Raw genomic sequence first — 11,315 nt, forward strand, 5'->3', positions numbered from 1 at the left:
TCGCCTTCCATCGCGTTGAAAATAGCATAATGTTCGCCTAGGGGCCGCTGCCTTCAATCCCACCGCCCCCAAGGGAGACGACATGGCAGGCGATCAGGACGGACAGAGCGAAGGTCCCGGCATCAGGTCCTCCGCAGGAAGCCTCGGGCTGACCGCCGCCATCGCGCTGGTCATGGGCAACATGATCGGCTCGGGCGTATTCCTGCTGCCGGCCAGCCTGGCGCCTTTCGGATGGAACGGCGTGATCGGCTGGGCGACCACCATCAGCGGCGCGCTGATCCTGGCCTATGTGCTCAGCCGGCTCACCCGCGCGCGTCCGGCTGCGGGCGGCCCGGCCGGCTTCGTCACTGACGCTTTCGGGCGTCGGGCGGGGTTCTTCATCAGCTGGATCTATCTCGTCTCGCTCTGGACCTCGGTCGTGACCATTGCCGTGGCCGCCGTCAGCTACCTGTCGAGCATGGTGCCCTTCCTGGGCTATGGAGAGCACGTCCCTGCCCTGGCCGCTATCGCCCTGCTCTGGCTGATGACGCTGGTGAACCTGCGCGGGACGCGCGCCGCCGGGAATTTCCAGATCGTCACCCTCGCGCTCAAGGTCATTCCGCTGCTGGTCGTGATCCTGCTGGCGATCTACATCCTGTCGAGCGGCAAGGCGCAGCTTCCAGCGTTCGATGCCGGGCAGGTCCATCTCGGCGCCATCAACGGCGCCGCCACCCTGACGCTCTGGGCGCTGCTCGGCTTCGAATCTGCCAGCGTCGCCGCCGCGCGGGTCCGCAATCCCGAAGTGAACATCGCGCGCGCGACGCTCTGGGGCACGGCGCTGACGGGGGTGCTCTATCTCATGGTCTGTTCCGCCATCGCCCTTCTGCTGCCGAGCGATGTCGCGGCCCATTCCGCAGCCCCCTTTGCCACTTTCGTCGCCCGCTTCCTCGATGGAGACGTCGCCACGCTGGTCGCCGTATTCGCGGTCATCAGCTGCATCGGCGCGCTTAACGGCTGGACCCTGCTCGAAGCCGAAATGGTGCGCGACATGGCCGCCCGGCGCCTGCTCCCGCGCTGGTTCGCAGAAACCGACGCGCGCGGCACTGCGCGCCGGGCCCTACTGATCTCCGCCGTGATCGCCAGCTTCTTCGCCGCGATGAACGCCAGCCGGACGATGCAGGCCCTGTTCGAGTATCTGCTGCTGCTCTCTACTTCCGCCACGCTGTGGCTTTACCTCGCTTGCGCGCTTGCTGCGCTCAAGCTGGGCATTGCCCGCATACCGGCGCTGATCGGCGCGCTCTATGCGCTCTGGACGCTTTGGGGTGCGGGTATCGGCGCCAGCGGGTTGAGCTTCGTGCTGATGGTCCTGGGCCTGCCGATCTGGCTCTGGTTGAAGCGCAACGAAATCGACTAGGCCAACAGGCAGTCGAGCCACTTTTCGACGAGCCCTTCGGCCTCGGCCGGCGTGAAGGGCGGTTTGCCAAGGCTCAGTTCCAGCCAGAGCCCGTCGATCAGCGCCGTCAGCGCCACGGCGGGCAGGCGCGTATCGGCAAGGTCCGGCCGCAGCGCGCGGATCAGGTCGTCCATCCCGCTGCGAAACTCCCCGTAGATCTCCTCGTGAAGCCGGGCGATCGCCGGGTCGGTTGGCGTCATGCTCCAGAACGCCAGCCATGTCGCGAGCAGTTCGGGGGCGGCGATCGGCGCCCGGAAGCTGGCGGAGAGATAGGCGAGAAGCCGCGCTCTCGGATCGGTGCCTGCTTCCGCCACGGCCTCTTCCAGCGCCAGCGCCACGCGGTTGCCGGTCCAGCGATAGGCCTCGGCAATCGCTTCCCCGACGCCTGAAAAATAGTGGCGGAGCAGCCCCGGCGAAACGCCGGCCGCCGCGCAGATCGATCGCACCGAAGTGCCGCCGGCGCCCTGCGCGGCCAGGCAACGCGCAGTCGCCTCTACCAGGCTTTGCCGCCGCTCGTCGGGATGTTCCCGCGTGTAGGATTGCTGCTTGCCCATCACCTTGTTATACGATCGTACAATAAGGAGAGACCCATGGCAACACTGCCCCGCGACATCGCGGAGACCGACCCGCTCGATGGCTGGAGCCTGCCGGCCTGGACGTATTCCGATCCCGAATTCTTCGCCGCCGAAAGAGAACGCGTCTTCGCGCCAAGCTGGCAAGTGGTCTGCCATGAGAGCGACGTGGCCGAGGCCGGCGATTGGCACACGCTGGAATATATCGGCGAAAGCGTGATCGTAGTGCGCGGCCATGACCGGCGACTGCGCGCCTTCACCAATGTCTGCCGTCATCGCGGATCGCGCTTGGTCGATGGACCAAGCGGCTGCGCCCGGAAGCTGGTCTGCCCCTATCACGCCTGGGTCTACGATCTCGACGGCCGCCTGACCGGTGTACCCGACAGCCAGAGCTATCCCGAGTTCGACAAGGCCCGGCACGGCCTTTCTCCCGTGGGCATCGAAGTCTGGCGCGGGTTCATCTTCGTGCGGCTGGTCGATGACGGCGGCCCCACGGTCGGCCAGATGATGGCTCCTTACGAGGCCATGGTCGCTCCCTACCGTTTCGAGGAACTGAAGACCCTCGGCCGTGTCACCACGCGCCAGCGCGCGGTGAACTGGAAGAACGTGGGCGACAACTATTCGGACGGACTGCATATTCCCGTCGCCCATCCCGGCCTGACGCGCCTGTTCGGCGCCAGCTACGGGGTCGAGGCGGAGGCGCATGTCGATCGCATGTGGGGCGATCTGATGGACCGGCCCTCGGCCAACTGGTCCGAACGCATGTACCAGCGCCTGCTGCCGCCGGTGCAGCACTTGCCGGAGGATCGCCAGCGTCACTGGCTCTATTTCAAGCTCTGGCCGAACGTCGCCTTCGATATCTATCCCGATCAGGTCGATTTCATGCAGTGGCTGCCGACCGGCCCGGAAACCTGCACGATCCGCGAGATCAGCTACGTCCTGGACGATGACCGGCGGGAGATGCGCGCCGCGCGCTATCTCAACTGGCGCATCAACCGGGAGGTCAATGCCGAGGATACCGCTCTCATCAGCCGCGTGCAGGCAGGCATGGCCTCGCGCAGCTTCTCGGTCGGGCCGCTTTCCGACAAGGAAGTCTGCCTGCGCCGCTTCTGCAAGCGCATCCGCGAACTGATCCCCGAAGCCCGCCAGAATGAGCGGCCTTCATCCGGCTGGAGCCAGGCATGACCCGGAAGTACGATGCCGTCATCATCGGCGGCGGCCACAATGGCCTTGTCTGCGCATTCTACCTTGCCCGCGCGGGACTGAAGGTTCGCATTCTGGAGCGCCGCGACGTGGTCGGCGGAGCGGCGGTGACGGAGGAATTCCACCCCGGCTTCCGCAATTCCGTCGCCAGCTACACCGTCAGCCTGCTCCAGCCCAAGGTCATCGCCGACATGCGCCTGGCCGAGCATGGCTACCGCGTGATCGAGCGGCCGATCTCGAACCTGCTGCCGCAGGAAGACGGCGGCTACCTGAAGCTCGGCGGCGGGCCGGCGCGCACGCAGGCGGAGTTCCGCCGGTTCTCCGCGCACGATGCCGAAGTGCTGCCGGCCTATTACGATGCGCTGGAAGTCGTGGCCGAAGTGCTGCGCGACCTTGCCCTGAAATCGCCGCCCAATGCCGGCGACGGTTGGCGCGGGCTGATCGATGCGGCCTTGCAGGGTCGCAAGTTGGCAGGCCTCTCCATCGAAGCGCAGCGCGACGTGCTGGACCTGTTCACCAAGTCCGCCCGCTCGCTGCTGGACGGCTGGTTCGAGAGCGAGGCGGTGAAGGCCGCCTTCGGTTTCGACGCGGTGGTCGGCAACTATGCCTCGCCCGATACGCCGGGCAGCGCCTATGTCCTGCTGCACCACGTCTTCGGCGAAGTGAACGGCAAGAAGGGCGCCTGGGGCCACTCGGTCGGCGGCATGGGCCAGATCACCCGCATCATGGGCGAAGTCTGCCGCAAGCTGGGCGTGGAGATCAGCCTGGAGAGCCCCGTGGAGCAAGTGCTCATCGACGGCGGCAAGGTCGCCGGCGTGCGGCTGGAAAGCGGCGAGGAGATCGCGGCAACCCGCGTGATCGCCAATGTCGGGCCCAAGCTGCTTTATGGCAGGATGATCGCCGGGAGCGACCTCACCCCCGACTTCCAGCGCCGGATGAAGGGCTTCAAGACAGGCAGCGGCACGTTCCGCATGAACGTGGCGCTGTCCGAATTGCCGAGGTTCACCTGCCTGCCCGAACCGGGTGAGCATCACCGGTCGGGCATCATCATCGCGCCGACGCTGGACTACATGGACCGCGCGTTCCTTGACGCCAAGACGCATGGCTGGTCGAAGAAGCCGATCGTGGAGATGCTGATCCCCTCCACCGTGGACGACAGCCTCGCGCCCGAAGGCCGGCATGTCGCCAGCCTGTTCTGCCAGCAGTTCGCACCGGAACTGCCGGCCAGTGACGATGGAACGCCCCGCGACTGGGACGCCGAGGAAGACAAGGCGGCCGACACCATCATCGATACGGTGGAGCAATATGCGCCGGGCTTCCGTGCCTCGATCCTCGGCCGCCAGGTGCTCAGCCCCAAGGGTCTGGAGCGCAAGTTCGGGCTGGTCGGCGGGGACATCATGCACGGCAACCTGACGCTCGACCAGATGTGGTCGGCGCGGCCGGTGCTGGGCCACGGCGCCTATCGAGGGCCGATCAAGGGCCTCTACATGTGCGGATCGGGCAGCCACCCCGGCGGCGGGGTGACGGGTGCGCCCGGCCACAACTGCGCCCATGAGGTGATTGCGGACACCAGACGCTTCGGGAATGGCTTCGCGCGCTTCGTTTCATGACTTATTTGCAAGTCGGCGCCGCTTCATCCCTTCTCTCGGTCATCTGGCCGAATAGAGACAGACCCGATTGGCCGTAATTGGTTTGAGGCAAGTAGACGAACCGTTTTTACTCGCCCGCTTCCTCGCGGGCATGTGAAAGCAGTTCGGCGGGTTGCCAAAAAGCCAGGAAAATCATTTGTCCGGAATACTCAATACCGACGTACGGCGCAGGTCCGATGCAATATCCGTTGCACGCGTGATCTGTATACTCGGGGTCGTCTATGTCCACGCCTGGACCGGGCTGACCGGATATGACCTTCAGCTTGCCCATGGCACGCCGCAGGAAAATCTGCGGTGGGTGCTGATGGACGTGTTCGGACGCAGCGCCGTGCCTCTGCTGGGCCTCATTTCCGGCTGGCTGGTAGCGGGATCGAGCCGGACCTTCGACTGGGCCAGCCATGTCGGCCGCAAGGCCAAGACCATTCTCCTGCCGATGCTGCTCTGGAACGCGCTCGCGATCCTGCTCGTATCCGGAGCCGCGGTCGCGACCAAGCTGGCGGCGCCTACGCCGCAATCGATGGACTGGATCTTCCAGGAAATCTTCATCGCCAGCCGCAACCCTGACATCAATGTCCAGATGCCGTTCCTGCGTGACCTGTTCCTCTGCATGCTGCTGGCGCCGCTGCTGGTTCGCTGCGGCAAGCGCACGCTCTTCGCCATCGCCCTGGTGGCAGCGCTGTGCCAGATCGGCGGCTACGGTCCGCCGGTGTTCATGCGCGCATCGATCCCGTTCTTCTTCACCCTAGGCATCATTGCCCGGCGCGAGAACCTGGCCGACCGGATCGCGGCCTGGCCGCTCTCCGCTGCCCTCACGCCTTTCGCCGTGCTGACCGCGGTGCAACTTTACTTCACGCTCGTCGTCGACTGGTCCCCGATCAGCCTGCCCGCCGCCACGCTGGACCTTGCGGTGCGGATCTCGGCCGCCCTTGCCTACTGGCGCATATCCTGGGGTCTGGCCGGAACCGTGGTGCGAACGCCGCTGCTGAAGATCGAGCCTTTCGCGTTCTTCCTGTTCTGCTCGCACCTCATCCTGATCTGGCTGGGCGGGCCGCTTCTCGGCCGCCTGTTCGGCACCCTCGGCTCGCCGCTATACCCGGTCTACCTGGTGGCCCAGCCGTTGATCGTCCTGCTGGCGGTGGTGCTTCTGGGCACCCTGCTCAGCCGCGCCGCTCCGGGGCCTGCCCGCATCCTCAGCGGCGGCAGGCTGAGCAGGAGGAAGCTGGCGGCCACCTGAGCCGCCAGTCCCTGCTTCCCCCGTTTCAGGCCGCGCTCACTTTCCCGCGAGATCGGTGTAGAGGCTAATGTAGTACGTGATGCCGGGCCGCACATTGAGCAGCGGCAGGCGCTCGTTGAGGCCGTGGGCGAACTCGTCGGAGTCCTTCATCATCGAAGCGCTGGCGCCGTAGCTTGGCACGCCCATCGCGCGATACCACATCGAATCCGAGGCGCCCGAAGCCTGCGAGGGGATGATCGGGATCGGTCCCCAGGCCGCTGTCACCGCCTTGCGCGTCGCGGCCACGAAGTCCGGCCGCATCGGCGAAGCCGGCGACATCGTCGAGGCGTCCCCGGTCGCGTCGGAGAACTTGGCCGCGGGCATGTTCGCCACCTTTTCCAGTTCCGTCATGATCTCCTCGCGCGTGTGCCCGGGGAAGATGCGGCAGTTGATGTTGGCCGTGGCGCGCTGGGGCAAGGCGTTCTGGGCATGGCCGCCCGAGATCATCGTCGCAACGCAAGTCGTGCCCGTGCGGCCGACCATGGAGGGATTGGCGCGCAGCACCTTGAGCGCGGCTTCATCGCCGGGATTGGCGGCAAAGGCGCGCATGGCGCCGGCCAGGGTAGCATCGGGCTCCAGCTTGGCAGCCTCGACCCAGTAAGCGCGGGTGATGTCGTTCAGCTCGGGCTTGAAGTGATAGCTGCCGATCCGTTCCAGTGCCTGCGACAGCTGGACGATCGCGTTCTCCGTGCGGGGCGCCGAGCTGTGCCCGCCGGGATTGGTAACCTCGATCTGGTAGTCGACGTAAGTCTTCTCGGCACCCTGCCATGACCAGAACGAGGGCTTGCCCGTCTTCTCCGAAAGCGTGCCCGAAGCACCATCGACGTTGAGCACGAGTTCGGCGTTCTTCAGCCGCTCCGCGATCAGCTTCGATGTCGCCATCGAGGTTTCCTCGTCGCCCGAGTAGGCGATGACGAGAGTGCGCCTGGGCTTGAAGCCCTGCTTGCGCAAGGCGATCATCGATTCCATCGCCAGCACCGCTTCGAACTTGGTGTCGCTGGCACCGCGTCCGTAGAGGTAGCCGTTCTCGACCACGGGGGTGAAGGGATCGCGCTCCCAATCGGCGGGCTTGGCTTCCACCACGTCCATGTGCGCGGAGACGACCAGGGGCCGCAGCGAAGGATCGCTGCCGGGCCAGGTTGCGATCAGGTAGGCGGTGTCCTTGTGAGGGACGATCTCGATGTCCTTGGCGGTCCAGCCGTTCGCGAGCAGTTCCTTGCGGAACAGTTCGGCGACTTCGCGGGTCTTGTTACCCTCGCCTTCGACGGAGCGCAGGGCGATGGCCTGCTTCGATATTTCGAGAACCTGCTTTTCGGCCTCGGGATAGGCCTTGGGTGCGGCCTGGGCGACAGTGGCGCCCGCCAGAACGGCACCGAGCGTGAAGACGGTGGATGCGATAGCCCGCATGAATATTTTGCCCCCTGGTACTGCGATCGCAAGTGGTATTGCGATCGGAAGTGACGTTGCGATCCGAAGTGATTGAGCATGCCCGATGGAGAATCGGGCCGAACGTCAATACTCTGTCGCATTCCAGGAGAGGACGCACCTCTTTTGCGCGTCCTCCCGCTTCCGCCCCCCTTCCCGGCTTTCAGGAATGGCTGCGGGCTTCGGCACGGCCGCCGCCCGCTGATCGTCAGGTGCTCAGGCCAGATCGAGCGCGCCGGTAAGGTCCCCAGGCGCCACGCCGCCCGCGGCGATCATGGCGTCTTCACGCATGGTCAGGCCCGGCAGTTTCTCCAGACCGAAGCGGCGTGTCAGGAAGCGGGCGATCGAGCCCGTATCGTAGATCGTATGGTCCACGGCGCCCTTCTTCGCATGAGGGGAGACGACGACGGCCGGAATACGCGTTCCCGGCCCCCAGCGATCGCCCTTCGGCGGCGCGACGTGATCCCACCACCCACCGTTCTCGTCGAACGTGATGACCACCAGCATGCGTTCCCATTGCGGGCTCTCGCGCAGACCGTCGATAACCGCGGCGATGTGGCGATCTCCGGCGTCGATGTCGGAATAGCCGGCATGCATGTTGAGGTTGCCCTGCGGCTTGTAGAAGCTGACCGCGGGAAGCTTGCCGGCCTCGGCATCGGCCAGGAGGCGGTTGGTGCGCGCGGTGCTGCCCTCTCCGCCGTCGCGCAAGTGCTTGGCGCGGTCCGGCGAACCGGGCGCGAAGCGCTCGTAATAGTTCAGCGGCTGATGATGCGGCTGGAAGTTCGGCCGCGAGGGGAACGCGGCATCGTTCATCTTGCCTTCGAGCGCGGCATTCCACCCGCCCGCATACCAGGCCCAGTCCACATTCCGCGCGGAGAGCATGTCGCCGATGGTCTTGTGATGCTGCGGCACGAGCGTGTGTCCGCTGGCGGCATTGGCATAACCCGGCTTCTCGGGATCGAGTTCATAAGTCGGCGCATAGGGGGGCAGCATCGTGTTCACGGCCCAGAAGTCGGGCGAGAGCGTGCTGGCGGAGAACATGGCCGGGCCGTCCATGGCGCTGGCCGGGGTCTTGGGATCGAGCTTGAGCTTGATGCCCTTGGGATCGCTGCCTTCGACTTGCGCGATGCGCTTGGCCGCGGGGCTCTTGTCAGCGTCGGGATAGAACGGCGGCTGGGCGCTGATCAGGTACTGGTGGTTGAGGAAAGAGCCCCCGAACGCACCCATGAAGAAATTGTCGCAGAGCGTGAATTCCCGCGCGATCTGCCAGAGACGCAATTGCGCGCGCATGTCGCCGTAATGGCCCATGACCAGCGCGCCGCTGTCTCCCCAGGCCGCGAAACCGTCGTTACGGCCGCCGTTGATCTGCCACTGGTTCTGGTAGAAGGCGTGAACGAGGTCACGCGTGACCAGGCCATGCGGCAAGGGGTCGCCCTCGGGCGTCTTCAGCGCAAAGGGACCGTTGGCGATCGGGCCGAGGTCATCCGGGCCGATCAGGTACTCGGTATGCTCGACCACCTGCTTGCTGGGGACGAGGCCTTCCCAGATCTTCGGCAGCTTCCCCATGACCTTGCCGTCACGGTCGCGCTGAGCCGTGCGCTCGGCCGGGACGGAGGCCAGCGGCTGTTCGAGGCCGGGAAAATCGGCGAAGAGATTGTTGAAGCTGCGGTTCTCCGCATAGATCACGACCACGGTATCGATCGCTTCGCGCAGCCGGGCGTCGCTGACCGGAGCGGCGCTGTTCTTGCGCGCCTGCTTCGTTGCGGCGGCCGCTTCTCCAGGAGATCCGGCGACGGCGGCGGCGCCCAGCGCTGCTGCCAGTCCGCCCAGGAAGTCGCGGCGGTCCGGACGCACCACGGAGGCATCGGCCTGCGGTTCGGGAAGATCGGAATCGGTCATGGAAAGTCCTTGGGGGAGAGGAATTCCCGGCTGTTTGCGACCCGGATCAAGGCGCGTCAACCAATATGATATTTTGTATCATACCTGATTTTGAACTCGACCTTGAAACCAGGGCGAGCTTGATCGGCCAGCGGGCGGGCCGGCGCATTGAACGAGCGCTCCCCTCGCGCCGTGATGGGCGGTTCGGCATGGCTGACGAACCGCCCGATCGCGTCAGGCCTTGGCGAAGCGGCGTTCGTTCCAGTTCACCGTCAGACCTTCGCTGGTCGTGCCGGCGGTGGTGTGCTGGGCGATCGTGCCCATGAAATGCCATTCGCCGCGAACCTGCTCCGGCGTCATCTGGAGCGAGACGTAGCCGCGGCGGCTGGTATCGGCGAAAGCCAGCCCCGGGTTCGCCGCGCGCAGCGCCTTGGAGAGGTCGGCCGCGGGCACCGACGGCAGGTAAGCCTCGAAGCCCGGCGAGGTGACGGAGTGGCCGGCATATTCGACGCCCGCTGCCGATCCGTCCACCGAGAGTTCGCTGCCCCAGGCATTGTGGCTGTCGCCCGCCAGAACCACGAGGTTGCAATCGGCCTGGCGCGCCGTGCGCAGCAGGCGGTCGCGGGCAGCCGGATAGCCGTCCCAGGAGTCCATGTTGAACGGCAGGCCCGCCTGCGAGGCAGCGGCGATGGCCATGAGTGCCTGGCGGACTTTGGGGTCTCCGCCCGAGGGCACGAGGTCTGCCATCTGCGGCGGCGCCTTCAGCGAACCCATGACGATCTGCTGCGCCAGGATCTGCCAGCGCGTGCCCGACTTCGCGGAATCGATCAGGCCCTTGTAGAGCCAGTTCTCCTGCTGCGCGCCCATCAGCGTGCGGTCCTTGGACATCCACGGGCCGTCGCGGAACTGGGCCAGGGCCCGGCCGATCTCCGCTGGACCGCCCTTGGCCGCGCCCGCGATCACGGCGCCGAAGTCGAGCTGCTGCATGCGCTCGCTCACACGGGTTTCGGGGCGGAACAGCGTGGCCAGCGAGCCGATCTGGAAGCTGTCGTAGAGGGCGTCGGAAACCGGCATCCACTCGCGGTAAGCCTTCTCGGCCGCGGCGCGGCGGACCGACCATTCGCCTTCCTTGTCGGGCTGGTGGTTCTCCGCCCCGCCCTTCCAGGTATCGTTGGCGAATTCGTGATCGTCCCACTGCGCGATCATCGGGAAGCGCTGGTGGAGGCGGCGCAAGTCCGGGTCGAGGCGGTAGCTCGCGAAACGAAGGCGGTAGTCGGCCAGCGAGACCGTCTCGTTCTGCGGCTCGATCGGGCGGCCAGCCATCGGCTGTTCGGGATAATGGCCGTATTCGTATTCGTAGAAATAGTCGCCGACATGGACGATCAGGTCGAGATCGTCGCGCGTGGCGGCATGGGCATAAGCGTTGAACCAGCCGAACGGCATGTTCGAGCACGAGAACAGGCCGATGCCGAAGCGGTCGACGTCGCCCACCGGCAGCGTGCGCGTGCGGCCGGTTTCGCTCTTCGTGCCGTCCGGCGCGATGAAGCGGTAGTAGTACCACTTGCCGGGCGCGAGGCCGGACACCACCAGCTTGGCGCAATTGTCATGTGCGGGCGAGGCGATCGTTTCGCCGCCGCCTGCCACCTTGCGGAAGCTCTCGTCCGCCGAAAGTTCGCAGCGCAGCTTCGTGTCGCCGCTGCCGACGTAGCGGGTCCAGAGCAGCACCGAACCGGCCGCCGGCTCGCCGCTCGCCACGCCGTGCGTGAAGCCGCGCGCGGTGAGGATCTGGGCGACGCCGGGCGTCGAGAGCGCGGCGAGCCCGAAGGCGCCTGCCTGAAGCAGCAGGCGCCGATCGAGTTGAAGTGTCATGGTCTTGTCCTTGG

8 protein-coding genes are annotated in these 11,315 nt (G+C 66.0%); 4 read left to right on the forward strand and 4 right to left on the reverse strand.

Annotation, left to right across the window (positions count from 1 at the left end; all coding sequences use genetic code 11):
* Positions 1-82 precede the first annotated feature (82 nt).
* Positions 83-1,393, forward strand: a complete 1,311-nt coding sequence (locus EDF57_RS02195; RefSeq protein ID WP_134092930.1) for an amino acid permease — start codon at positions 83-85, stop codon at positions 1,391-1,393.
* Here the strand turns inward: EDF57_RS02195 and EDF57_RS02200 are convergent.
* Complete coding sequence (locus EDF57_RS02200; RefSeq protein WP_134092931.1) at positions 1,390-1,986, reverse strand: TetR family transcriptional regulator C-terminal domain-containing protein; 597 nt, start codon at positions 1,984-1,986, stop codon at positions 1,390-1,392. The genes EDF57_RS02195 and EDF57_RS02200 overlap by 4 nt on opposite strands.
* A 36-nt stretch (positions 1,987-2,022) precedes the next feature.
* On the opposite strand from EDF57_RS02200, the gene EDF57_RS02205 reads away from it, so the two are divergent.
* The 3 genes from EDF57_RS02205 to EDF57_RS02215 all read left to right on the forward strand — a co-directional run bounded on the left by EDF57_RS02205 (position 2,023) and on the right by EDF57_RS02215 (position 6,090).
* Entirely contained in the window at positions 2,023-3,189 is a 1,167-nt protein-coding gene (locus tag EDF57_RS02205; protein WP_134092932.1) for an aromatic ring-hydroxylating dioxygenase subunit alpha, read from the forward strand.
* A complete protein-coding gene (locus EDF57_RS02210) occupies positions 3,186-4,817 on the forward strand; it encodes an NAD(P)/FAD-dependent oxidoreductase (RefSeq protein ID WP_134092933.1) in 1,632 nt (543 codons plus the stop codon). Before EDF57_RS02205 ends, EDF57_RS02210 begins: the two co-directional genes overlap by 4 nt.
* 175 nt (positions 4,818-4,992) lie before the next feature.
* Positions 4,993-6,090: an acyltransferase gene (locus tag EDF57_RS02215; protein WP_134092934.1), complete on the forward strand. Its 1,098-nt coding sequence runs from the start codon at positions 4,993-4,995 to the stop codon at positions 6,088-6,090.
* 36 nt (positions 6,091-6,126) lie between these two features.
* Here EDF57_RS02215 and EDF57_RS02220 read toward each other — a convergent pair whose 3' ends face one another.
* The 3 genes from EDF57_RS02220 to EDF57_RS02230 all read right to left on the reverse strand — a co-directional run bounded on the left by EDF57_RS02220 (position 6,127) and on the right by EDF57_RS02230 (position 11,301).
* Positions 6,127-7,536 carry a M20/M25/M40 family metallo-hydrolase gene (locus EDF57_RS02220; RefSeq protein WP_134092935.1) on the reverse strand — a complete coding sequence of 470 codons (1,410 nt, stop codon included), beginning with the start codon at positions 7,534-7,536 and terminating at the stop codon, positions 6,127-6,129.
* A 234-nt stretch (positions 7,537-7,770) separates the two neighbouring features.
* The gene (gene acpA / locus EDF57_RS02225; RefSeq protein ID WP_134092936.1) at positions 7,771-9,453 is read right to left on the reverse strand and encodes an acid phosphatase; all 1,683 of its coding nucleotides are present in this window, start codon (positions 9,451-9,453) and stop codon (positions 7,771-7,773) included.
* A gap of 213 nt (positions 9,454-9,666) precedes the next feature.
* Entirely contained in the window at positions 9,667-11,301 is a 1,635-nt protein-coding gene (locus EDF57_RS02230) for an alkaline phosphatase D family protein (protein ID WP_134092937.1), read from the reverse strand.
* Positions 11,302-11,315 lie beyond the last annotated feature (14 nt).

The sequence above is a fragment of the Novosphingobium sp. PhB55 genome (assembly GCF_004368805.1).
GTDB lineage: Bacteria > Pseudomonadota > Alphaproteobacteria > Sphingomonadales > Sphingomonadaceae > Novosphingobium.

Coding starts and splice junctions, on each gene's coding strand:
- EDF57_RS02195 (WP_134092930.1), top strand. CDS start 83: ATGGCAGGCGATCAGGACGGACAGAGCGAAGGTCCCGGCATCAGGTCC.
- EDF57_RS02200 (WP_134092931.1), bottom strand. CDS start 1,986: ATGGGCAAGCAGCAATCCTACACGCGGGAACATCCCGACGAGCGGCGG.
- EDF57_RS02205 (WP_134092932.1), top strand. CDS start 2,023: ATGGCAACACTGCCCCGCGACATCGCGGAGACCGACCCGCTCGATGGC.
- EDF57_RS02210 (WP_134092933.1), top strand. CDS start 3,186: ATGACCCGGAAGTACGATGCCGTCATCATCGGCGGCGGCCACAATGGC.
- EDF57_RS02220 (WP_134092935.1), bottom strand. CDS start 7,536: ATGCGGGCTATCGCATCCACCGTCTTCACGCTCGGTGCCGTTCTGGCG.
- acpA (WP_134092936.1), bottom strand. CDS start 9,453: ATGACCGATTCCGATCTTCCCGAACCGCAGGCCGATGCCTCCGTGGTG.
- EDF57_RS02230 (WP_134092937.1), bottom strand. CDS start 11,301: ATGACACTTCAACTCGATCGGCGCCTGCTGCTTCAGGCAGGCGCCTTC.